This is a genomic window from Arthrobacter sp. 2MCAF15 (genome assembly GCF_052115605.1).
Classification (GTDB): Bacteria; Actinomycetota; Actinomycetes; order Actinomycetales; family Micrococcaceae; genus Arthrobacter.
The window spans coordinates 1-22,375 of the sequence record NZ_JBFRGZ010000033.1 but is presented as its reverse complement, the minus strand read 5'-3'; the positions used below and the strand labels follow the sequence as shown (position 1 = coordinate 22,375).

Annotated in this window: 18 protein-coding genes; 9 read left to right on the top strand and 9 right to left on the bottom strand. The window is 64.4% G+C overall.

What is annotated here, in order from left to right:
* The first annotated feature begins 461 nt into the window (after positions 1 to 461).
* Entirely contained in the window at positions 462 to 3,641 is a 3,180-nt protein-coding gene (locus AB4089_RS22320; protein ID WP_441411459.1) for a DUF3427 domain-containing protein, read from the top strand.
* Positions 3,642 to 4,410: 769 nt separating this feature from the next.
* Here the strand turns inward: AB4089_RS22320 and AB4089_RS22315 are convergent.
* Positions 4,411 to 4,536, bottom strand: coding sequence for a hypothetical protein (locus AB4089_RS22315; RefSeq protein ID WP_441411458.1), 126 nt, complete (start codon positions 4,534 to 4,536; stop codon positions 4,411 to 4,413).
* Between the two features lie 1,082 nt (positions 4,537 to 5,618).
* Here AB4089_RS22315 and AB4089_RS22310 point away from each other — a divergent pair.
* Positions 5,619 to 6,383 carry a hypothetical protein gene (locus AB4089_RS22310; protein ID WP_441411457.1) on the top strand — a complete coding sequence of 255 codons (765 nt, stop codon included), beginning with the start codon at positions 5,619 to 5,621 and terminating at the stop codon, positions 6,381 to 6,383.
* A gap of 22 nt (positions 6,384 to 6,405) precedes the next feature.
* On the opposite strand, the gene AB4089_RS22305 is transcribed toward AB4089_RS22310, so the two are convergent.
* Entirely contained in the window at positions 6,406 to 7,683 is a 1,278-nt protein-coding gene (locus AB4089_RS22305) for a flavin-containing monooxygenase (protein WP_441411456.1), read from the bottom strand.
* Between the two features lie 561 nt (positions 7,684 to 8,244).
* On the opposite strand from AB4089_RS22305, the gene AB4089_RS22300 reads away from it, so the two are divergent.
* The gene (locus tag AB4089_RS22300; RefSeq protein ID WP_441411455.1) at positions 8,245 to 8,574 is read left to right on the top strand and encodes a hypothetical protein; all 330 of its coding nucleotides are present in this window, start codon (positions 8,245 to 8,247) and stop codon (positions 8,572 to 8,574) included.
* Between the two features lie 169 nt (positions 8,575 to 8,743).
* Here the strand turns inward: AB4089_RS22300 and AB4089_RS22295 are convergent, their stop codons facing one another.
* Positions 8,744 to 9,193 carry an HNH endonuclease gene (locus AB4089_RS22295; protein ID WP_441411454.1) on the bottom strand — a complete coding sequence of 150 codons (450 nt, stop codon included), beginning with the start codon at positions 9,191 to 9,193 and terminating at the stop codon, positions 8,744 to 8,746.
* 231 nt (positions 9,194 to 9,424) lie between these two features.
* On the opposite strand from AB4089_RS22295, the gene AB4089_RS22290 reads away from it, so the two are divergent.
* Entirely contained in the window at positions 9,425 to 10,162 is a 738-nt protein-coding gene (locus AB4089_RS22290) for a hypothetical protein (RefSeq protein WP_441411453.1), read from the top strand.
* Here AB4089_RS22290 and AB4089_RS22285 read toward each other — a convergent pair.
* Positions 10,159 to 10,551 (bottom strand): TfoX/Sxy family protein, encoded by a 393-nt coding sequence (locus AB4089_RS22285; RefSeq protein ID WP_441411452.1) that lies wholly within the window; start codon positions 10,549 to 10,551, stop codon positions 10,159 to 10,161. The genes AB4089_RS22290 and AB4089_RS22285 overlap by 4 nt on opposite strands.
* A 418-nt stretch (positions 10,552 to 10,969) precedes the next feature.
* On the opposite strand from AB4089_RS22285, the gene AB4089_RS22280 reads away from it, so the two are divergent.
* The 3 genes from AB4089_RS22280 (at position 10,970) to AB4089_RS22270 (ending at position 16,041) form a co-directional block, all read left to right on the top strand.
* Positions 10,970 to 13,660 carry a hypothetical protein gene (locus AB4089_RS22280; RefSeq protein ID WP_441411451.1) on the top strand — a complete coding sequence of 897 codons (2,691 nt, stop codon included), beginning with the start codon at positions 10,970 to 10,972 and terminating at the stop codon, positions 13,658 to 13,660.
* 73 nt (positions 13,661 to 13,733) lie between these two features.
* Positions 13,734 to 15,638, top strand: coding sequence for an O-antigen ligase family protein (locus tag AB4089_RS22275; RefSeq protein ID WP_441411450.1), 1,905 nt, complete (start codon positions 13,734 to 13,736; stop codon positions 15,636 to 15,638).
* A gap of 199 nt (positions 15,639 to 15,837) precedes the next feature.
* Positions 15,838 to 16,041 (top strand): cold-shock protein, encoded by a 204-nt coding sequence (locus AB4089_RS22270; RefSeq protein ID WP_011690916.1) that lies wholly within the window; start codon positions 15,838 to 15,840, stop codon positions 16,039 to 16,041.
* 126 nt (positions 16,042 to 16,167) lie between these two features.
* On the opposite strand, the gene AB4089_RS22265 is transcribed toward AB4089_RS22270, so the two are convergent.
* The 3 genes from AB4089_RS22265 to AB4089_RS22255 form a co-directional block, all read right to left on the bottom strand.
* Positions 16,168 to 17,322 (bottom strand): DUF6226 family protein, encoded by a 1,155-nt coding sequence (locus AB4089_RS22265; protein ID WP_441411449.1) that lies wholly within the window; start codon positions 17,320 to 17,322, stop codon positions 16,168 to 16,170.
* Between the two features lie 108 nt (positions 17,323 to 17,430).
* Positions 17,431 to 17,613 carry a PspC domain-containing protein gene (locus tag AB4089_RS22260; protein WP_441411448.1) on the bottom strand — a complete coding sequence of 61 codons (183 nt, stop codon included), beginning with the start codon at positions 17,611 to 17,613 and terminating at the stop codon, positions 17,431 to 17,433.
* 89 nt (positions 17,614 to 17,702) lie between these two features.
* Positions 17,703 to 19,565 (bottom strand): BTAD domain-containing putative transcriptional regulator, encoded by a 1,863-nt coding sequence (locus AB4089_RS22255; protein WP_441411447.1) that lies wholly within the window; start codon positions 19,563 to 19,565, stop codon positions 17,703 to 17,705.
* A 328-nt stretch (positions 19,566 to 19,893) separates the two neighbouring features.
* Between AB4089_RS22255 and AB4089_RS22250 the strand changes: the two genes are divergently transcribed.
* Positions 19,894 to 20,067 (top strand): hypothetical protein, encoded by a 174-nt coding sequence (locus tag AB4089_RS22250; RefSeq protein ID WP_441411446.1) that lies wholly within the window; start codon positions 19,894 to 19,896, stop codon positions 20,065 to 20,067.
* A gap of 475 nt (positions 20,068 to 20,542) precedes the next feature.
* Positions 20,543 to 21,010 (top strand): hypothetical protein, encoded by a 468-nt coding sequence (locus AB4089_RS22245; protein WP_441411445.1) that lies wholly within the window; start codon positions 20,543 to 20,545, stop codon positions 21,008 to 21,010.
* 44 nt (positions 21,011 to 21,054) lie between these two features.
* Here the strand turns inward: AB4089_RS22245 and AB4089_RS22240 are convergent, their stop codons facing one another.
* Together AB4089_RS22240 and AB4089_RS22235 are read right to left on the bottom strand one after the other, a co-directional pair.
* Positions 21,055 to 21,360: a DUF1905 domain-containing protein gene (locus tag AB4089_RS22240; protein ID WP_441411444.1), complete on the bottom strand. Its 306-nt coding sequence runs from the start codon at positions 21,358 to 21,360 to the stop codon at positions 21,055 to 21,057.
* A 48-nt stretch (positions 21,361 to 21,408) separates the two neighbouring features.
* On the bottom strand, positions 21,409 to 21,756 hold the full coding sequence (locus AB4089_RS22235; protein ID WP_441411443.1) for a hypothetical protein: 348 nt from the start codon (positions 21,754 to 21,756) through the stop codon (positions 21,409 to 21,411).
* Positions 21,757 to 22,375 lie beyond the last annotated feature (619 nt).

Here is a 22,375-nt window from a genome sequence, read left to right as displayed (position 1 = left end):
GCATCAAGCACATCAAACGAACCGCCCGCGGCTACCGAAACGCCGGGAACTACAAATCGATTATCCTCATGAGAAGTGCCGTCCGGACGGCGGCATGACACTCATCCGGGAATCACTTTCCCCACGAACCGTGAAGAGCCAGTAAAGGACCGTCCACTTCRCAGAGTGCACGACGGTGGTGCAAGTCCCGGATCAGTCCATTTAGTTCATTGCGCTCGGCCTGTCGTTGCTGTCGACGCAGGGTCAAAAAAGCGATCGCTACTGTTAGGGCAGCGCCAAAGACCGCCACCAGAATATCCGGCAAGAATGTTGTCCACATGCGACCAGTATTACCGACGCCTTGATGCTCACCTATTTCCAAAACCGCGAGCCATGCCAGACGAAATCAAACTAAGTTCATGCCTTTGGCATGTCATGCAGCACTGAAGTTCATGGGCCGGCCGGTCGTGATCCTTATCTGGATGTCATACCCTGGCGCAGTGACTAATTTCATTGGGGGAGTGGCGGCGGAGCAGCTGCCCGAGGGCTTGTACGAACTTCTCAACACGGAAGCACTCGGCAGTTTCCTGAACCACGGAACACAACTGCAGCCAGTCTTCGCGGACATAGGAGACGAAGACACCCCGGACATCCTCTCCCGCCACGTCGCAGAAGCCGTCCGGCGGGCCCTGGCCGCAGCCAAGCCAACTGACCGCGTGGCCCTCGCTAACAAGCTCCTCCAGGAATTGAACACCGGAGACCGCATCGCACCCGGCCCCACTGAGCTCCGGTCTCTTCACCGCCCGGACACTCTCAAACGCCGCAACCTGCGCCGCCCCGCCACGAAGCTAAGTGATTCAGCCCTGCTCACCAACAGCAAGGATGATCCCAACCTAGCGGCGGAGCTGAGAACCGAGATTGAGTCCGCCGACACCGTGGACCTGCTCTGCGCCTTCGTCCGTTGGACCGGACTGAGACTTCTCGAACCAGCACTGCAACAGCTTAAGGAGCGCGGCGCCAAACTACGCGTCATCACCACCACCTACATGGGCGCCACAGAACGCCGCGCCATCGACGAGCTCGTGACCCGGTACGGGGCCGAGGTGAAGATCAGCTATGAAACGCAGGCAACGCGGCTGCACGCCAAAGCCTGGCTGTTCCGCCGGGACTCCGGATTCGATACCGCGTACGTCGGCAGCTCCAACCTCAGCCAAGCGGCCCTCCTCGACGGCCTCGAATGGAACGTCCGGCTCAGCTCCGTCGGCACGCCCGCGCTCCTGAACAAGTTCGAGGTCACCTTCGATAGCTACTGGGCGCAGCGCGCCTTCCAGAGCTACGATCCGGAACGCGACGGCGAACRGCTGGACGCCGCGCTGGAACGAAACGGCGGCCGGCGGACGGCGATCCCCGGTGCAGCCACCGGACTCGAGGTCCAGCCATTCCTCCACCAGGAGGAGATGCTTGAAGACCTGGAGGCCGAGCGGCTCAAGGGTTTCGACCACAACCTCGTGGTCGCAGCTACGGGCACCGGGAAGACCGTCATCGCAGCCTTGGACTACAAACGCCTGTGTGAAGCGGTCGGCCGTGATCTGAAGCTGCTCTTTGTCGCCCACAGACAGGAAATCCTCAAACAGGCCATTCGCACCTACCGTGACGTCATGCAGGACGGCGCCTTCGGCGAGCTCTACGTCGGGGAGCACAAACCCCGGCAGTGGAAGCACATCTTCGCCTCCGTCCAGTCGCTTTCATCCCTCGGCGTTGAACAGCTGGCACCGGACTTCTTCGACGTCGTGGTGATCGATGAATTCCACCACGCCATGGCGCCAACTTACCGCCGGCTGCTGGAGCACCTCCGGCCGCAGCAGCTCCTCGGACTGACCGCGACGCCGGAGCGCGGCGACGGTGTCGACGTCGCCAAGCAGTTCTTCGACGGCCGCACCGCCAGCGAACTGCGCCTCTGGGACGCCCTCGACGCGGACCTGCTGGTGCCGTTCCACTACTTCGGCGTTTCGGACGACGTCGATCTCAGCCAGTTGGAGTGGAAGCGCGGCAACTACGACACCGCGCAGCTGAACAACCTCTACACCGGCAACGACGCCCGCGCCGCCAAGGTGATCCGCGAACTGCGCGACAAGGTCACCAGCACGGACCAGATGCGGGCCATCGGCTTCTGCGTCTCGGTCCAGCATGCCCACTACATGGCCGAAGTGTTCAACCGCGCCGGCATCGCCTCGGTTGCCGTCGACGGGAGCACCGACGACGCCGACCGCTCGGCGGCCCTGGAGCGGCTCCGCACTCGGGAGATCAACTGCATCTTCGCCGTCGACCTCTTCAACGAAGGCCTGGACCTGCCTCAGACGGACACCATTCTGCTGCTCCGACCCACGCAGAGCGCCACGATCTTCCTCCAGCAGTTGGGGCGGGGGCTGCGCCGGGCCGAGGGAAAGGCGGTGCTGACCGTCATGGACTTCATCGGCCAGCAACGGCGCGAGTTCCGCTTCGATCTGCGCTACCGGGCGCTCACTGGCTATGGCCGCAAGGAGTTGGAAAAGGCAGTCGAGCATGATTTCCCGTACCTGCCGTCGGGCTCGCAGATCGTTCTGGACCGGGTGGCGCAGAAGGTGGTGCTGGACAACATCAAGGCGCAGCTGCGGTTCAACCGGGCGCAGCTTGTTCGGGACGTCACCTCTTACGCGGAGACCGAGCTGGAGGCCTATCTGGAGCGGTCCGGGAACGACCTGAAGTCGATCTACCGCTCGACCAAGGATTCATGGACCGGCTACCTCCGCCAGGCACAGTTGATAGACGGGTTCTCACCGGTGGAGGCCGTCCTCAGCGTCAGGATCCAGGAGGACCTGTCGGACGCGGACGAGAAGAAGCTGCTCGGCCGCATGGCTGCGCTGATTCATGTGGACGATCCGGAACGCGCCGAGACTTACTCGATGCTCGTCGACGCCGATGCACCCCGCTACGTGGATCTCGGCATGCGGGAACAGACGTTCGCCCGGATGCTGTTTTACACGCTGTGGGACGACGGCGGCGGGTTCCAGTCGTACGACGCCGGCCTGGACTATCTGCGCGGCTACCAGTTCGTATGCAGCGAGATCCGCCAGATTGTGAAGCTCGGAGCGGCGGCGTCCAAGCATGCCGCGAAAGGCCTCGGGGCTGGGCTACAGAACGTTCCGCTACTGTCGCATGCCACCTACCGGCGTGAGGAGATCCTTGCGGCCCTGCAGTATGGGTCGCTGGAGCTCGGCAAGAACGTGCAGCACCGCGAAGGCGTGGCCTGGTGCCAGGCGACGTCCACGGACGCCTTCTTTGTCACGCTCAACAAAGACGACAAGAAGCATTCGGCGACCACGATGTATAAGGACTATGCGATCAGCCCGGAGCTGTTCCATTGGGAGTCGCAGAACGCCACGTCGCCTGGAAGCCCGACGGGACGACGATATCTCGACAGGCTGGCGCACGAGTCGCACATACTTCTGTTCACCAGAGACACCGCCGACGACGAGACCGGGCTGACAGTTCCGTACATCTGCCTTGGTCAGGTGGACTACGACCAGCACACTGGAGCGAAGCCCATCGCGATTAGATGGAGGCTCCACCGGCCGATGCCGGCAGACATTTTCTCCATCGCAGCAGCTGCTGTGGCGCAGTAGCCCCCTTTCGACACTAAGAGACTTTGGTTGGCGGACGTGAGTAGTTCGGTTCACATATGGGACCGATCCACTGTGGCCGTGGCCCATCAAGAATTCATGGCTCATAAGGAGCTGACCGGGAGAGTGCAGAAATAGCCGACCAAAGACGGGAGGGTCGGCCCACGTGCTGATAGGTCTGGGTGGTCCAATCGTCATATCGGTGGAGGATCAGGGCAGGTCGAACACTCAAGTTGACTAGCCTCACTATTCGCAGCCAACACCATCGCCGTCGCGGTCCAAACCGTAGATGTCACTTCCAACGACAGTTACTGGTCCACGTACGTACGCTGGGCCGTTGCCGCTCCCGCCTGCGCAGTCCACATCAGAAGCGATCGGTACGCAAGCACCTGAATAGTTGCGATCGCATCCAGATGGAGCCGCTGGGACAACCGGCCGCACGAGGGGTTGAACTTTCGCTGCGGCAGCCGCTGCGGCAGCCGCTGCTGCAGCTTGCGTGCGTGCGGCTTCCGCGGCAACGGCCTGCTGGCGTGCGGCTTCTGCAGCTGCCGTCTGCTGGCGTTCGGCTTCCGCCGCGGCTTGTTCCCGCGCAGCTTTCGCTTTCGCTTCTTCGGCGGCTACATCAGATGCTGCCTTGTCGGCAGCAGCTTTAAGCGCGAGCGAGGCGGCCGCCCCCCGAGCATCCTTTACCCGCTGTGAAGCTGACTGCTCCATCCACTGCAGTTTTCCATCGTCAGTTTTCGTGCAGATGAAGACAGTCTGCTGGTGGGATTCACGGGAATTTTCCGTGCTGCAGGAGATTGTTGCCGGAGCAGTCGTTGTGGCCGACGCCGATGGAGTCGCGGAAGCTGATCCAGAAGCTGATGGCGTCGATAGTGAGGCCACAGCTTGGCCACATGCCGTAAGCGCCAGGAGAGCGGCGCTCGCCATGGCCGCGCTCTTCGCGAGCCGACCAGAAATTGACGAAAGCCGTTTGTCGTCGGCCGCCGGGAAAGTCATTGTTCCGTGCTGAAACCGAACGTATTTTCGGTGAATGCGTGTATTCATTTGTGCCCCCAAAAAATCAGATGCAATTGAAGTTCTCGCCGACCTTAGCACTGGCACTCGCGTTCGAAATAGACTTATGCACCTAACAAAAATTGTCATTGAGGGCGTGAATTTTTTGTCAACTGTGAGGATCTGCGTTTCGCCCCTCGTCCGCACTTGACATGCTAGGCCGCATGAACTCCGCCATATTCTCGTGCACGAAGAAGTGGACTGAACCCGGGACTTGGCCCCGGTGTGGATATTGCAGAGTGCGTTAGGATCTGTGTACGGTCGGCTGACCCTTTCAGGGCTGTCCAAGCTTTAGGAGAATACTGAATTTCGATCCTTTGCCCGTCAAGCGCTGAAATCGGCTGAACGGCTGGCGTTAGGCGGGATGGAGTTGATTTAAGCATCCAGGGGTCTCTTTTGGGGAAGGTAAACCACTGGTACCTGCAGCTTGTGCCGACTTCGCCTGCGATGTGCACTTGCTTGAGGTTGTCTGCTCAGGGGGACAGCTGCCGCTCGCCGACGCTGACGACATCGCGGGTGAGGAAGGCATCCGGCTCGGGACCGCCGTATATCACCCCGGCAGCATGAACGAGAAGTTGGGGGGGTGTTCAGGTAAAACGAGTTTCACGGGTCCTGCCACGCCCCGCCCATTCGCCGCTCCAGCAGCGGGTGCTCCACACCATCCCGGGTGAGCCAGTAGCTGGCGGCCCGGCTTGGCCGACGCCGTTCACCAGAGTGTTATCTCTTTGCGGAGACTGATGTTGGGCCGGCTGCTGCGGGCATTGCAGGAATGGCATCGCACCAAAGTGGGGGCTGCCCGGCTCCCTAAGCGCCGCAGGTCCGGTTCCCCCACAAAGTGCGGGACACTGGAAGTCCCGAACCACGAAAGCGGGCCACCTTGATTAGTCTCCAGCACGATGCCGATGGCTTCACCCGGCTGACGCCATGGGACTGAGCAGTGACGGCGCCGGCCATCTCGATCCGCTGCTGTATCCGTGGGACCCGCCCGTGGCCTCGGGTGTCATGGACGGCAATGAATTCCGGCCCCTTGAGCTTTCAGCCGGACTGGATGAAGCCCTCGCGCAAGCGGGCGGGGCACCGTTGGAAGCCCGTTCCCTGGTGGTCTCCATAGGCTCGAATTCAAGCGCCGACGTTATGCGGCGGAAATTCGCCAACTACCACCAGCCTGTCAGCACGGTCCTGCCGCTGGTCCGTGGGCAGCTCCACAACATCGCCGTCGGCCACTCCGCCCACGTGAGCAAGGCCGGCTACATCGCCGCGGCCCCGTATCCGCTGATGGGGGAGTGCGCAGCGGTCTGGCTTTCGTGGCTGGACGATGTCCAACTGATGGCCCTCGACGAAACGGAGCCCAACTACCGGCGGATCCAGCTCGACGGCGAGGCCTGCCCGCTCGTGGTGGACCACGGAGAACGCCCGGAGGCGTTTTCGCTGTTCACCTCGCGCTGGGGCGTGCTGACCGATGGCGACGGCGGGATGCTTCCCTTCATCGGTCAGCCTGCCCTCTTCGGGCTCCTCGCCGGCAGCGGCACCGGGGACCTTTTGGAGGAGGGGAAGGCCGTGTTCGACGGGCCGCCGGAGCTTGTTGCCGAGCAACTCGCCATACCCTCGGTTCAGGCATGGGCCAGGGAATGGTTCAGCTCGGCCGGCCTCGCCGCGCCAGTGGACTTCGACGGGCCTTGCGCGGGGTAGCCACCCCTCTTGAACGTCGCCTTCACGGGCCCGCGATGTGCTCGGCGACGTATTGGGCGTCCTCGCCCACGAGCGCCAGGGTGGCCGAGGCGTGCCTGGTCAGCCAGGGAAGCCCCACGGCGTACAGCCCGGCAACCTCGGTGACACCACGGGAGTGCCGGGGGTAGTTCCACTCGTCCAGCACCGGGATGTCCAGGAAGCTGAAGTCCAGGCCGTATCCCGTGGCCCAGATGACGGACCTGATGTTCTCCGCATCCAGGTCCAGCCGCGCGCCGGGCTCCGCGGGAAGCCAGGAATCGTCCAGTGGTGGTTCGGCGGCCGGCGCGTCGATGCCCGCCGCCTCGATGTACGCGTCCGCCATCGGCTTGAGGCGTTGGCCAAACCCGGCCTCCACCATCTCCAGGCGTCCGGCGAGGTCGTCGCTGAAGGCGAGGACGCCGTCGTCCGTTCCCTCGAAGTGGCCGTGAAGCCGCACGCCGCGGCGGCCGAGTTCCCGAAGGTGGATGCTGTGGCCGCCGTCGTTGCCGGAGACCAGCGGATTGCACATGAAGCGGGCGGCGGGGGAGGGGAGTTGCTCCACCTGGAGTCCGTTGATGCCGTACGCGGGGCCGTGCAGGTTGATCTGGACGATCCAGTAGAAGGTGTCCTGGCCGCGGTACCGGCGGGGCGCCTCCGGGCATGACGAAACGGACAGATGGACCTCGCGGCCGGCGGCCAGCAGGTCCTCCGTGATCTGGCCGCCCGACTGCCCGGTGCCCACCACCAGCACGGCACCGTCGGGCAGCTGCTGCGGGTTGCGGTAGTCGTGGCTGTGGAGCTGGTGCACATGCCGTGGGAGATCGGCGGACGCGGTAGGGATGCGCGGGCGCTGGAAGGCACCGTTCGCCAGGACCACGTTTTCTGCTGTGAAGCGCCCGCTGCCGGTCTCCACGCTGAAGTGGCCGCCCTCGCAGGCGATCCGGGTGGCCTCCGTGCCCAGCTGCACCGGGGCGGCGATTCCCTGCGCATAGTCGCGGAACAGGTCAATGACGGCGTCGCGGGGCAGGAAGGCATCCGGTTCGGGACCGTCGTACGTCAGCCCCGGCAGCATGAACGAGAAGTTGGGCGTGTTCAGGTAGAACGAGTCCCACCGGTCCTGCCATGCACCGCCCAGGGCATCCCGCCGCTCGAGCACCTGGTGCTCCACACCGTGCTGGGCGAGCCAGTAGCTGGTGGCCAGCCCCGCCTGCCCGGCCCCGATCACCAAGGTGTTGACTATCTGCGGTGCCGCATGTCGGGCATCTGCTGCGGGGGACGGCATGGCTACTTCCTGGCGATCCGGGGCTTGGGTGCCTTTGGCGGCAGGCCGGTGAGCTGGGCAGACGCGCTCTCCGCGCCGGTCGCCGTCGGGGTCTTCATGGTTCTCTCCCGTAGCAAAGGGAAGGGCTGGATTTGTTGGCAGGATATGCCCGCAGCGTCGCCGCGTACAGGTGCCCGACGACCCGACATTGCGCTCTTAGCCTTGCCGAACTTTCGAACACCGGAGTACGCTCTGAGCCCTCGGCCGTTTGTTCGGCCGGCACATCACACGCAGCCACTCCGGGGGCGGCAGTCAGGGCATGACCCGTACGAATTGCGGCGTGCGGTCTCCTCTGATGCTTGGGGGCGCGCCATCAATGAAGAAGCCCAGCTTCTCACTCGATGGAGAAAAATCATGAGTAAAAGAATGCGACGACTCGCGCCCGCAGCAATGCTTGCGGCCCTGATGCTGGCGGGAGCTCAACCGGCTTCCGCTGCCGATTTTCCTACCTCAGACCCCCTCCCTGGATGCCCGGGGTTCGACATCACGATAAGTGGAACTAACGGCAACCAGGCGGTGAAGGTGACCCGGGAGAAGAACGGTTTCATCCGCACTGTTGCGGGCGGAAACGGTTTCATCCTGACCTTTACCAACGTGACAACACGCAAGGCCATCACCGTGCCCACCAACGGGTCCGTGACGCACACATTGGCGCCCAAGCCCCCCGCCACCGGAACGACGACGTTCACTCTGACGGGTCAAAACGTGTTTATCTTCTTCCCGACGGATACGGGCGGTGCCCGCACGATCCTCTACACGGGTAAGGCTGTGATCACGAACGACGCGAATGGAAAGTCCACGTTCCAAAGCGCCTCAGGGAAGCAACGGAATCTGTGCGACGCCCTGGCCTAGGCCGTTCAGCTGGCCTGTGCGCCTGACGTCGAGGGTGGCGCGCCGGCATAAGGTGTTCTACTCCGACGTGGTCGCCTCCCATAAGTGATTAGGGGTTGCAGGCTGCCGCCGCCCTGGTGGCAGCCTGCAACGCCGACACAATCAGATGACCGACTTATCGCTTACAAACTTAGGCAATCGGCTGGCGCTCGCCGACGGCGACCGCATCTTCGAGCCTGACGTAGGTCCGCCGTCGTCGTTCCAGCCTTTCCTGCTGGCCTGGCGAGGGGATCCGCGCACCCTTGGCGCGGTTGCATCTGCTGCAGGCGGCCACGAAATTCTGCAGGCTGGTGGACCCGCCCTTTGACCACGGGTAGAAGTGATCACCATGCTCTGCATGACGGGAACAACGACGGCGGAAGCCCGCCTCCATCTCGCACTGCCCCTGAGCCCGGGCCATCCCTTCGCGGCGCTGTTGCCGTGTGAACCGGCGCACGGGATCCCGGCGCCGAACATCCCTGGATTGGATAACAGCGGCGGTGACGATCAGGACGACAAAAAGCACACCCGGCAACGCGACTGCGGCCGGCACTCGGTCAAATACCTGGCCAAGGATGCTCTTGACGGTGGTCGGGTGCACGGCCCCAGGATTCGAGGCATTCGGCATGAGCGCGAAGATAGCTGCTGCGAAGATCCAGAGACAGATCGTACCTTCGCTGGCGCTACGGGGAGGCGGTGCCTCTCCACGCGTGGTGTTCGTCAAGGGTGTTCTGGTTCAGTGCGGACCGCTACCTTTTTCCTATGGCAACGGGCAAACAACCGTGCTCTGACCCCCTGCAGGAATTTCTACTCAGAAGGAGTGGGAACGGTCATGAATCGACGAACCAAAATCATCCTTGGTGTGATCGTCCTGTTGCTGGCTGTTGGCGGGGCGACATTATTTGTCCTCGATAACACAAAAAGGAGTATGGCCGCGGAGTACAACCCGCAGATCAACCCCGCCGATTTCACCACTGAAATCACCAACAAATACTTCGCCCTCCCTGTCGGCAAAAAACTGACTTACGAGACCACCGAACAAGGAAGAGTCACCGAGAGGGTCGAGATTGAAATCCTGCCGGAGACCAAAACCATAGAGGGCGTTGAGACCGCGATCTATCTGGATAAGGAGTACAAGAACGGGCAGCTCGTGGAGGAAACCCGGGATTACCTGGCGCAACACAAAAACGGCGACGTCTGGTACTTCGGCGAGGACGTGGACAACTACTTGAATGGAACGCTGGTAAACCACTCCGGCAGCTTTATCCATGGAAATGACGGGGCAAAAGCCGGCATCTGGATGAAGGCCGAGCAGCGCGTCGGTGACTCCTACAAGCAGGAGTTCTACCCCGGCCACGCGGAAGACATGCGGGACACCATAGCTACCGGCGAGACCGTCTCCACCAAGTCCGGCACGTACACCGACTGCGTCAAGGTCTACGACTGGACGCCGCTTGAAAAGGGCGCCCGGGAGTACAAGTATCACTGCCCCCAGATCGGTGGGCTGGCGCTCACCGAGGACCTGGGGACCGGCAGCCGGTCAGAACTGGTCAGTGTTGTGCTGCCCTAGCTTTCCAGCTTTTTGGGCCGGGGCTTAGAAACCTTCTGCTCCTTCGGCGGCAGCCCGGCCACGTGCTCGAATGCTTTCTCCACCCAGGCCTTGGCCCGCGCCTCGTCGCCGTCGCCCTCGGCGTTCCAGACCTCCGGCAATCCGGTGTAGCCGCCCATGGGGCGCTCCGGCGGCCCGAACGGAACGGTCCGCTCGGTGCTTTCAAGCGCCTCCTTGTCCGCCTCGGCCAGCTTCACACCGATGGTGGGGCCGAACAGGCCAGCGAACATGTTCCCGTGCACGAACGCCCCGAGGTTCCCGAACATCGGCTTGACGACCACCTCGGGCTGGTCGGGCAGCACCGAGCGGAAGTGCTCCTTGTCGGCGTCGGACGCTTTGGGCATTTCCATGGGTCTTCCTCCGGTGACAGGTCGCGGCTGGTCCTCCTGCAGGATATGCCCGCGGCCGGGGACGGTACAGGCGGGTCGCGAAGACGTTGCGAGCCAGCTTTCGGTGGGCATGATTCAGGGACTAGCCCTGGAACAGCCGCGTCCTGGTCCGTAATACGGGTTCCATGAGACGGCCTTTCTTGCCGCGGCAAATTCGGACGCAGTAAATCCTGACAATTTGCCTTTTGCCTGGTTCGGAGTGCCTGTCCGAGCAACAGATAGTCAATTCCCAGATCGCGGGTTACTATTTCCAAAGTCTGGCTCAGCAGACTTTGGTTGCGCAGCTTTCGCTGACGCATGAACTTGGGGGAAATACATGCTCGCAACGACGAGTAGATTCCGCCTGCCTGCCTTTATTAGCGCAGTGCTGGCGATATTCATGATGCTGGGTTCCGTCCCGGCCACAGCGGCCGACACGGCAACGGCTTCCATTCAGGGGACGGTGACGGCTCCGGCTGGAGTAGACGTTGCCGGGACCTATGTTTTCGCCTGGTCGGCGGCATTCCAAAGCCAAATGGGCCGCTCCAGCGTCGGAGCTGACGGGGATTACAAAATCATCGGCCTCCCGGCGGGGTCCTACAAGCTCAGCTTTGCGGGCCAGGATACCGGCGCCCAGGACCAGTGGTACAAGAACGCAGCCTCCTACGACACTGCCGCTGCCGTGACCGTCGCCGAGGGGCAGGCCCTCACCGGCATTAATTCCACCCTGGCCAAGGGCGCCACCGTCAGCGGAAAAGTCACAATTCCGGCCGGCGTCAGTTCATCCAATCTTTCAGTTTCTGCCAATTCGGCCGGCTCACGTCAGCAGGCGGGGCGGTCCGACGTCCTCGTGGACGGCACTTACAAGATCACCGGGTTGCCTGCGGGATCCTACAAGCTCAATTTCTCCGGTTGGAATACGGGCCTCCAGAATCAGTGGTACAAAAACGCCTCCTCCTTTGACACTGCCATAGCAGTGTCCGTCAACGCCGGCCAAGACCTGACTGGGATCAACGCGACGCTGGTCAAGGGCGCCACGATCAGCGGAAAAGTGACGGTCCCGGCGGGCCTAGATCCTGCCAAGATTATGGTCATAGCCTCTCCGACGGCAGCACAAGGCCAGGAAGGCAACTCCTTTGTGGCGGAAGATGGCAGTTACAAGGTCATCGGCCTGACAGCGGGATCCTATAAGCTCCACTTCTCGGGTTGGAGCACCGGAGTCCCGGACCAGTGGTACAAGAACGCATACTCCTCTGACACAGCGACTGCGGTGACAGTCACAGCCAGCCAGGACCTCACGGGCGTGAACGTCACCTTGGTCAAGGGCGCCACGATCGGCGGAAAAGTCACGGTCCCCGGGGGCAGTCCTATCGGAATCTACGTCAATGCCACAGCGACGGCGATACACGGTCAAAGTGGGCAATCGACCGCGGAGCCGGATGGCAGTTACAAGATCACCGGTCTTCCGGCGGGATCGTACAAGGTGTCCTTTAGCGATATGTCGGGCCGAACCATACGGCAGTGGTACAAGAACGCTTCATCCATTGACACTGCCACTGCAGTGACAGTGGCCGCGGGCCAGGACCTGGCCGGCATCAATGCCACCTTGGTCAAGGGCGCCACCATTAGCGGAAAGATCACTGCTCCTGCCGGCGTCGTGCTCACGAAAGTAGTCTTCCCGGGCGTCACGATTGCATCCACAACCGTGAAGGTCTACGGCGTCGGCTCTTCAACAGCGCAGGTCGCGCAGGGTTATGTGAATCCTGATGGCACCTACCAGGTGACTGGATTGGCTGCCGGATCCTACAAGGTCTTCATTTCCGGTTGGAACACGGGTGCGGCCGACCAGTGGTACGACAAGGCGGGCTCGTTCGCAGCAGCCCGCACCCTGACGGTGGCGGCCGGGCAGGACCTGACCGGCATCAATCCCGCCCTGGTCAAGGGCTCGACCATCAGCGGAAAGATCGCCGGCGGTGGCACCGCGGGCACGCCCGTCAGCGTGCTGGATACAGCGGGGGCAGTGGTCAAGGACGGCTACTCCAACGCTGACGGGACTTACAGCGTCGGCGGACTGGCGGCAGGATCCTACAAAGTCGCATTCAACCGTGCCAGCGGTTCGTCCCTCGCCGAGGCTCAGTTCTACAACAACAAGCCAGAATCAGCCGGGGCAAGCGTGGCGCAGACGGTTACCGTCGGCGCCAGCGCGTCAGTGCCGAACGTCAACGCCACCCTCGTCACGGGCGGGTCGATCGCCGGAGTTTTGACGGACGAGTCTGCAAAGCCGCTGTCCAACACGCGGGTGTACGCCTACACCCGCGATGGAAGTCTCATCACGCGTACAGGGATTACCGGCGCCGACGGAAAGTTCACTGTGGCTGGCCTAAGCACCGGCAAGTATGTCGTCGTCGCGCAGTCCCGTGCTGACGGATCCAAGATCTATTCAGGAAACGTCCTCGCCGAGGCTAGCGCCAAGACCGTAACGGTGACAGTCGGCAAATCGACCAACATGGGCGCGCTGTCCTTCGGTTCCTCACCGCTGGCCTTGACGGCTGCGCCGGTTCCGACGGTCACGGGCACCACCGTGAGCGGGCAGAAGCTGACGGCGGTTCCCGGCATTTGGGGCCCGGCGCCAGTAACCCTGGCGTATCAGTGGAAGCGTGCCGGGGTGAACATCTCCGGGGCAACCGGGTCCACGTATGTCCTGACCTCCGGTGATGTCGGCAAGACGATCACCGTCACGGTGACCGGATCCAAGCCCGGGTACACGACGGCGGCCAAGACCAGCGCCGCAACCAAAGCAGTCACCGCGCCGGTGGCACTGGCGGCTGCGCCGGTACCGACTGTCACGGGCCGTACCGTGACCGGGCAGAAGCTGACGGCGGTTCCCGGTGTGTGGGGCCCGGCGCCAGTAACCCTGGCGTATCAGTGGAAGCGTGCCGGGGTGAACATCTCCGGGGCAACCGGGTCCACGTATGTCCTGACCTCCGGTGATGTCGGCAAAACAATCACCGTCACTGTTACTGGATCCAAAACCGGGTACACGACCACCGCCAGGACGAGCGCGGCCACAAAGTCCGTGACGGCCAACTAGGACTTCCAAGCCCCGCAGTCCGCATAACCAACCGCTCTACCAGCCCCAAATGAGCATCACCACAAGGAGATCCGTGCCCTTTCCCATCCGAACGTTGGAAAGGGCCCGGATCTTCGCTCCCCGGGTCTGCCTATGGATGGTGGCGTGCTCGGTCCTGGTCTTTCAGCCGGGCGGGCTCTTCCGGTTCACCTGGATCAAGGTGGTGTGGCTCCTCGTGGCAGTTGGGGCAGGAGCCCTGGCCCAAACCGGAGGCGGGCTGCCTCGCGGAATCCGGCGGGCCCTGTGGGCCACTGCTATTGCGTTGGCCATTTCTGTAGGGTTCTCCGTCAACCCGCTGGCCAGCTTCCTGGGACGCTGGCCAAGGTTTGAAGGCGCCCTGGTCATCGCGCTGTACTTCGCCGTCTTTGTGCTCGGCGCCAAGGTCCTCGGAGGGCCGGGCAGAACCCGGAATTGGGCCATATTCCGCACCGCACTCACCCCGGCGTTGGTGATCGTGGGCGTCATCAGCGCCTTTGAGGCAGCAGGCTTACGGCCCCTGGGCGGAGGCGCGGACTTGCGCCCCGGTGGGACCCTGGGCAACGCGACGGATCAGGGAATCATTGGTGTCCTGGCCGCCGCCATGCTGGCAATGCCGGCACTCCGCGGCCGGGACTGGCCGGCCCGAATCGGCCTGACGGCGGCGGTCCTGACCACTGTGCTGTCCGGTTCCCGCGCCGCGATACTCGGCCTGGCCGCCGTCGTCCTTGTGCTGGCAGCATCCGCGGCGATAACGCGGACGCTCGGACGCGCGCGCGTCATGGCGGTCAGCGGTGCCGCGCTCGTGGTGATCGGCGTCGCAGCCGTCGCCATCCCAGTGGCAAGGGAACGGCTTTTCAGCGCCGATACGGTCAACGGCCGCTGGCTCCTGTGGGACGAGAGCCTGAAGCTGATAGCCGACCACCCCTGGACCGGCGTCGGCCCAAACGGTTTTGTTGATGCGATCACCGGCTTCCACACCCTGGAGTGGGCCGTCCGGGTGGGCGCCTCCTTCCCGCCGGACTCGCCGCACTCCTGGCTTCTGCAGGCCGGTGCAGTGGGCGGCTTTCCGTTGTTGCTGGGAGCGGCGCTCCTGTCCTTTATCATTCTGCGCAGCGCTCGTGAAAGCCTCCGCACTGCGGAAGCGGGGGTTGACCGCGACAACCTGACAGGCGCCTTCGCTGCCGTGGTTGCGTACGGTTTGATGCTGCTCACCGCGTTCACCTCGCCAGCCACCACTCCCGTGGCGGCCTTCATCTGCGGGGGACTGGTGTCGACGTCACGAGCCGTCGTGCCAAAGGTCCGGCCACGCGCGAAGGGGACTTCGACGAAGGCAACTCCTGTGGTCCGGACGTGGAAGTCCTTCCCGGCCGGAGCGGTGGCTTCGGGGCTGTTCGTGGCGCTGGGGCTGGGCGTCGCTGTGCCGGCGGCGATCGCCGAGTGGCCCATGGCGGCGGCGGCATCCGCCGTCGCGGCCGGAGACCTGACGACGGCGGAGAGCCAGTTCCAGCGCGCCCACGCTCTGCGGCCATGGGACTCGGATACCGCGCTGCTGGCGGCCCAGGCCTTCACTGGTCCGGCCGCCGACGGGGACGCTCAAGCCGCGAACTACGCCGTCGAATGGGCCAGCATCTCCCTGGACCGCACACCTGGCTCGTCAGAGGCCGGCCTCGCCCTCGCCGTCGGCTACATCAACAGTGGACGCCTCCAAGAGGGCAAGAACACGCTCGACCACATCATTGAGCGTTCCCCTTTCGATTCAGCTGCCTATCTCCAACGCGGCGTCGCGAACTTCGGCCTCGGCCACGTCCAGGACAGCCTTGCCGACCTCGCCGCTGCGGCGGAACGTGCGCCGGACTCGGCGGAGCCCTGGACAATATTGGCAAGGATCTACGACAGGCTGGGCGACTCGGAAGCCGCGGGGCAGGCGCAGGCCCGTGCGGATGCAATCGGCGTTCGCTGACTGATCCAACCGACGTGTGGTAAATGGTGTCCGGAAACTCCTGTATGGTTGATCCTGTTGTTGTGTTTATGCAGTTCGTAGTTCAGGCAGTACGCATGGTCGAAAGCCCATGTTCTTCTGAAGCAGCGGTTTTGAGCACCCCAAACAGGAGGACCCGAAAGTCGGGACAGTTCCTCCACCTTCACGAAGGACAAAAATAATGGCTACTGGTACCGTCAAATGGTTTAACGCTGAAAAGGGCTTCGGCTTCATTTCCCCCGATGACTCCTCACAGGACGTTTTCGCACACTACTCCGCGATCAACTCCTCCGGCTTCCGCTCCCTCGAAGAGAACCAGAAGGTCTCCTTCGAAACCGAGCAGGGCCCCAAGGGTCCCCAGGCCACCAACATCCAGGCTATCTAATTTCCTTAGATACCCGGAACCGTTAGGTTTCTAGCAGGGCCCGTCTTCGGATGGGCCCTGCTTTTGTTTAACCCACCCGTGCTTCCAAGAAGTACGACGACGGCGGCGCGCCACCGCCGTCGACGTTCAGCTCCCGCGCAGCGGCCATGGACGCCACGGGCCTGCGACATCCCGCAGCCGGATCTCTGCCTCGTGGAGTCTAGTGGCGGCGACGGGGGGTTCGCCGCTTCCGCTTTCCGAGCCTGAGCCGTCGAACGCCGTGAGCGCGTATTCGCTCCACCGCCGCCTGCCGACGGGGTAGCGCTCGGCGTATCCGCCGGCCGCGACCGTCAGCACCAGCATCTCCATCCGTTCCGCTGTTGTCTCAGCTGTTTCGTCGCAGGCGTCGCAGCCGCACACGGGAAACGGGAAGTCGTGCAGCACGCCGGCGTGGACCACGACGCCCGGATAGCCGGTCAGCACAAACGTCAGTGGCGCCGCTCCGGAACGCCGCGGCGTGACCCGGACCGCGTGCAGCACGTCCCGGACGTCGATCAGGATGTCCCTGGCTTGGACCGGATCCTCATGGACCTCGACGTCGTAAGCGGCCGCCAGATGGTCGATCAGGGCACGTGCGACGACGTGGAGTCCGGCGAAACGCTCGGGGTGGCTGTCCACGCTGTAGGAATCAGGATCGGGCCCCTCATCGCCCCACTGCCGGCCGTAGGGAATGGGTTCCCCATCGGGGGAGTAGTAGATCGCCGCCGGCAGGTCCGGCCGGACATACCGGGGCTGTCCCGACGTCGGTGATACCGGAACGGGCTGCATCGCGGGGGACTCATCCACTTCCTCCCGGGCCCAGTCCAGAAGCGCGGAAACGAACCCGCGTACTGATTCTTCGTCCGCGCTGCGCAGAGCGACCAGCAGGCGGTCGACGTCGAACTGCCTGTGCCGGTTTCCCACCATGGGAGACGCGCCTTCGTAGGCGGTCCACTCCGCATCCGGTCTCAGGCGGGCGATGGCGTTCCCGGCGAAGACGGCCGCYGCGGCACTGAGCGTGCCGTCGTTTTCAATCTCGCCGCCGAATGTGCGCAGGAATGCAATGAGCCGCTCGGGATCCGAGGCCAGCACCTCGGCCCGGACCCCGCAGCCGGTGCAAAAATCGATGAACGGGGCATAGCCTTCGACGTGCCTGACCTTGGCGGGTTCGCCCGCCGCAAGTTGATAGCGTGCGCTGCCCCGAGGCATTGGCTCCGGCAATCCGGACGGTTGCCCGTCGAACAAGTCCTCGGTTGGCCCCATACCGCGATCCTAGGGCATGGGCCAGTGCGATGGATGGGTTACTCAATTCCGGTGATGCAAGGTGTGCCCGGCGCGGCAGTCCTGCCCTGTGCTGAAGTCGTGCTCGGGCTAGTCGCCCTCGGGGATGATGATCCACAGCGCGATATAGACGAACTCGCCCACACCGAAAAGGCCGAAGAACATGAACCCGAGGCGGACGAACGACCGCGGGACCTCGAAGCGGTCGGCCAGGGCCGCACACACCCCGGCGATGACCTTGCCACGCCGGGGACGAACCAGGGTTGCTGCCATTTCGTCACCCTAGCACCGGGTGGGCGTCCCGTCAGCAGGAATCTTCGCCTCCGCGTCGCGGGGCTATAGCCCGGAGACCCAGCCCGCCGTCAGAGCTGGCCGCGCCGCGCCAGGTACGAGTTCAGCGCCGGGTTGTCGATGTCCTTGGCCAGCCACGGGATGGTCTCGGCGGCGGCCGCGTCCCCCAGGACCGCCCGGTGCGAATGCGCCCGGACCACCAGTTCGCGCAGGGCGCCGCGGCTGGCCATGGTGCCCAGCCGGTCGGCGTAGTCCCCGGCGGCGGGGGAGCCGGCGTCGATCGCGACCTCGGCGGCGGTGTCCAGCAGCCGTGCCCGGTACCAGAGATACCAGGGGGTGGTGTCGAGCCCCCGCTTCAGCCAGGATTCCGCCCCGGCGGGATCGTTCAGCGCCATGCTGAGCCGGGCCTTGGCCCCGGCAGCCAGCGTCAGGTAGCAGTGGTCTCCGGCGACGTCGGCCATGACCCACGAACGGTCGATCAGGGGAGCGGCCTCCTTCAGCTGGCCGGCCGCGAGGAAGGTCTCGCCGCGGAGCCCGGCGACAAAGGGCTCGAACGCCGTCCAGTGTTCGGCCGCGATCAGTTCCTGGGCCCGGTCCAGGCACTCGGCGGCCGGCTCCAGATCCCCGCGCAGCAGATGCACCCGGCCGGCCAGGGCCTCGCTGAACGCCAACAGACGACGGCCCCCGACAGCGGTCGCCAGCCGGGTTGATTCGGCCAGGGCCGCCAGCGCCTCGCTGTAATGCGCGGTGTCCGAGGCCGCCATGCCCTGGATGGCCAGGATCCTGGACCGTTCGTCGTCGAACCCGTCCGCGGCCCGGGCCGCCTGCTCCAGCCAGCCGGCCGCACGGTCCGGAATGCCCCGCTGCACGGACAGGTACCCCAGCTCCCGGTACGCGGCCGCCGCCACCCGCGAGGCCGGCCGCCCGGGATTCCGAGTGTTCGACTGCAGCGACTCAGGGTCCAATCCCTCCGACTTCAAAGCCTCTGTTTGCAAAGCTCTGTGCAGCAGATCGGCCACCTCGGCGCCGCGGCCGCCGGCCTGATGGATTAGCGCCCCGGACAGCGTGACCAGCGATTCGGCGAGCAGGTGATGGTCGCCGGTCCGTTGCGCGATCTCGGCCGCGAGGCGTAACTGCTCCAGCCCGCGGTCCACCGAGCCAGCCGAGAGCGAGGCCTCGGCGGCATCGAGATAGGACCTCACCGCGGCCGAACTGGCTGGCAGCCCGGGCTCGGCCGCAGACCCGGCCGCCGGAGCCGCGTCGGACAGCGCCCGGCGGACCTCGGCCGGCACCCCGAGGCCGAGCTCCCGGCGGTACAGCTCACGGCACTTGTCCGCCTGCTCCCGCGCCCGCCGGTACTCGCCCAGGGCCAGCAGGGCCTTGATCAGCACGGCGTGGCAGTCGGCGTTGAAGGGGTCCAGGTGCAGCGCACGGGTGGCGAGGTCGACGGCGTCGTCCGCCCTTCCGGCCGCCAGCGCGGCGAGCGACGCCTCGTAGAGCAGCGTCAGGACGGTGTTCTCGAGCCGGTGCCGCTGGTCCTCCAGCCAGGATTCAAACGCTGGGCATTCGTCAAAGGCGAGCCCCTCCAGGAGTTCGCCGTCGAAGGTACGGGGGTCGGCGTCTTTGCTGGGAGCCAAGGCCGCCATCACGTCGCAGTTCCACCCGGCCGGCAGCACCAGCCGCAGCGGGTCGCCGCCCAGCGATTCCGCGCCGAGGGTCCGCCGCAGCTCGGAGAGGTTCCAGCGCAGGGCGCCGAGCGGGTCCTCGGCGTCTGGGAACAGGAGGGCCGCCGTCCGAGCCCGGCCGGTGCCGCCCGGTTGAAGCGCGAGGTAGGCCAGCACAGCCCACGCCTTGCGGCCGCGGGGCTGCCGGGGTGCGGTGCCAGCGGACTCGATCCTGGGCGGACCGAGGAGCCGAATCCAAGTCTCGGCCATATGAGTCATGCTACGCCGCTGGTGGGGGAGCGGGAGGGGGGTGATGGTGGGGTGCTGGCGGGGGAGATGGTGGGGTGCTGGCGGACGTGTCGGCGGAGCGCGATCGGAGTCGAATCGGGCGGTCAATCTGGCCGGAAGCTGGCCAAGAGAATGCTCACACGGTGGCTCACACGGTCCGAGCGGAAACTGGACATGTCCCCACAAAAGGATCGGAATCCAGAACCACAGCCGCAACGCCAAACCCGCACCGATCACCCCGGATTCCGGCCCACAACCTGCCCCATCATCCGCCCCAACAACCAGCTCACTCGCCCGAGGTGCTTCACAAATGGAATTAACCGCCATCCTGCTCGCCGGACTCCTGGTCTTCGCAGCCGTCGCCACGTTCGTCGCGGTCTTCCGCGACGGTCGGGGCCACACCCCGCCCGTCCGGTCCACCCGCCCGTGGATGGCCGGCAACCTCCCTAGCGAACCGTACGCGACCCTGCGGACTCTGCGCTGACCCAATCCCAGCAGCCGCGCGCCAGCAACCGCCCGGGCCCGGCCCCCGCCTCCAGAACCGGAGACGGAGGCCGGGCCCGACGTCGTGCGTTGCCTGGGCGCCATGCGGAGGCCGCTGGGGATCATCCTCGGACCCATGGCGGCRGCAATAAGTGGCCGCAACCTGGTTTCCGCCACGTTTACGGGCAACCGCTACGTGGATTCACGCAGCGGCTGTCCGTTTTTGGCGCGCAATTCCGGGCGCAGTTCGGAATACCGGTGCAGGGCGAATTCTCCGGCAGCGCAGCTGGCGGGTCTGTCTAGACACTCGCCGGGGCGCGGGAGCATCCTAAACGTGTGCGCGTTTCGGGGGAGCGGCTACGCGGCGGAGCTTCCGCCTTGGCTGGGGAAGCTGGGGAAACAGGCGGACCGCTGGCAGCCGGATCCTACGTTCCGGGCGTGCGGACACGATCGGCGAGGGAACCGGGGACCAGGTCATGGACGAAACATCCGATACGCGGCAGAAGCTATCCAACCGCATCGATGACAAGCAACGGGACCTTCAGTCCTACCTCGGCCGGGAACGACCACGTCGGACCCGGTTGGCCGGCATCAGCATTGTGGGCAGCGCACTTGCCGCCGCGTTCACGGCAGGTCCCGCCGTCGGGGGCACGGGGTTCACCGAAGCGGTGGCGGCCGTCTTCAACCTGGCCGACGACTCGATCGTGTGGCGCGGGCTGTGCCTGCTGGCGGTGGTCTGTTCCGTGGCAGCAGCGCTGGCAACAAATTTCGCCACGTCCCGGTCGGTGGCGGACCGTGTGAGCGCGGCCGAGACGGCCAGCGCCCAGCTGGAGGGGCTGCAGGTCTCGCTGAACTTCGGGCACATTGACATCGACGAGGCTGTCAAGCTCTATCAGCAATATGCCACCCAGGTGGCGTTCGTGGAGGCCACGGCGGCGCGGTGACGGTACCCGGACTGACGCCGGACCGTCGAAGGCCCGCGCCGGGTTCAGCCCTGGAGTTCCAGATCGAGTTCCACGTCCACCTGATCCCCGGCATGGATGCCAGCCGCGGTCCTGATGGCCTTCTTGACCGGGAGCAGGTACGAGTTGCGCCGGCTGTCCGGAAACAGCGAGGTCCGCCACCGCTGCCCGGCGATGCAGGCGCTCACCTTCACCGAACCGAAGCCCCTGCGGAACGGCGCAGCCTCGTCCTTGAGCTCCTCCGCCAGGTCCGGCGGCAGCGTGATGAAGTGCCAGCCGGCCTGCTCGGGGTTGTGCCACAGCTCGGCACGGAACGCGTACGACGTCGTCACGCTCTGAGTATGGCACGCAGGGCGGAGCCGCTTCGGTGAGGCGGACGCTCACCCCGCCTTGTAGTCGAACGTCAGCTGGGCCGGGGGAGGGCCCTGCAGCATCTCTGGCGTCAGGCCGTGAAGCTCCACGAGCTGCTCGCGGAACCAGACGTCATAGGGATCGTCCGAGGTCGCAAGGATCCCGAACGCCTTGGCCAGGTCCTCGGCCTCATGGAACAGGCAGACGAAGTCCCCCTGGGGAGTCTGCATGAGGCTGGCGACCTCCCGGGTGATGCCCATGCGCTCGCGCGAACGTTTGTGGTCCGCGGCGCGCGTCCCGTTCATCTCCGAGTCCAGGGCTTTCCACGCCTCCAGTTTCCCGGGCAAAATCGGCGCGAACCACGTTATGCATTCCATGACTGATGTCCTTCCACGCAACGGCTTCCGCACGGTGGCAATCCCATCGGTGCAGCTGGAAGCATAGTCCTGCGGCCGACGGCGGGACAGAGGCTTCGGGAAGCCCCCCGACCACGTGCCGGCGGACAGCGAGACGCACGACGGCGGCACTGTTGCGGAGTGTGACGCGGTGCACAAAAAGCCAATCGGGCGTGTGCGCGGCGTGGTAGGAGCGGGGCGGCCCGGTAATCCGCGCCAATTCAGGGTTCTGCGCGTATGGCACCACCTCCACGGGCCGATTTGTGCGGGGTCCTCCCGGCGTGTAAAGTAATTCGAGTCGCCGCCGCTGATGCGGAAAGAAAGCGACCGACCCCCTGATAAACAGCCTGAAAATGGTTCGCAAATTTGCGCGCTAAATAACGGCGGGGACCTTCTTGGAAGAATGTAAGTCGCAGAAATGCGAATTTGCAAACACTCCCAAGATCGGGTAAGTTTGAAAAGTTGCTCCGGAGCGATCCGCGACTGAATGTTGGTTGTGGTGGTGCCGGGTGTGTCTGTTGTTTGAGAACTCAATAGTGTGCCAAGTTTGTTGATACCAATTTATTGTAATGGATTGGTTGAATTGACCAGGTGACCAGGT

What these genes read in the sequence shown, in the direction of transcription:
- AB4089_RS22315 (WP_441411458.1), bottom strand. Translation starts at nt 4,536, where the DNA reads ATGTGGCCAAGCTGTGGCCTCACTATCGACGCCATCAGCTTCTGGATC.
- AB4089_RS22260 (WP_441411448.1), bottom strand. Translation starts at nt 17,613, where the DNA reads ATGGCAGCAACCCTGGTTCGTCCCCGGCGTGGCAAGGTCATCGCCGGG.
- AB4089_RS22285 (WP_441411452.1), bottom strand. Translation starts at nt 10,551, where the DNA reads ATGGAAATGCCCAAAGCGTCCGACGCCGACAAGGAGCACTTCCGCTCG.
- AB4089_RS22310 (WP_441411457.1), top strand. Translation starts at nt 5,619, where the DNA reads ATGGGACTGAGCAGTGACGGCGCCGGCCATCTCGATCCGCTGCTGTAT.
- AB4089_RS22280 (WP_441411451.1), top strand. Translation starts at nt 10,970, where the DNA reads ATGATGCTGGGTTCCGTCCCGGCCACAGCGGCCGACACGGCAACGGCT.
- AB4089_RS22255 (WP_441411447.1), bottom strand. Translation starts at nt 19,565, where the DNA reads ATGGCCGAGACTTGGATTCGGCTCCTCGGTCCGCCCAGGATCGAGTCC.
- AB4089_RS22305 (WP_441411456.1), bottom strand. Translation starts at nt 7,683, where the DNA reads ATGCCGTCCCCCGCAGCAGATGCCCGACATGCGGCACCGCAGATAGTC.
- AB4089_RS22235 (WP_441411443.1), bottom strand. Translation starts at nt 21,756, where the DNA reads ATGGAATGCATAACGTGGTTCGCGCCGATTTTGCCCGGGAAACTGGAG.
- AB4089_RS22270 (WP_011690916.1), top strand. Translation starts at nt 15,838, where the DNA reads ATGGCTACTGGTACCGTCAAATGGTTTAACGCTGAAAAGGGCTTCGGC.
- AB4089_RS22245 (WP_441411445.1), top strand. Translation starts at nt 20,543, where the DNA reads ATGGACGAAACATCCGATACGCGGCAGAAGCTATCCAACCGCATCGAT.
- AB4089_RS22250 (WP_441411446.1), top strand. Translation starts at nt 19,894, where the DNA reads ATGGAATTAACCGCCATCCTGCTCGCCGGACTCCTGGTCTTCGCAGCC.
- AB4089_RS22290 (WP_441411453.1), top strand. Translation starts at nt 9,425, where the DNA reads ATGAATCGACGAACCAAAATCATCCTTGGTGTGATCGTCCTGTTGCTG.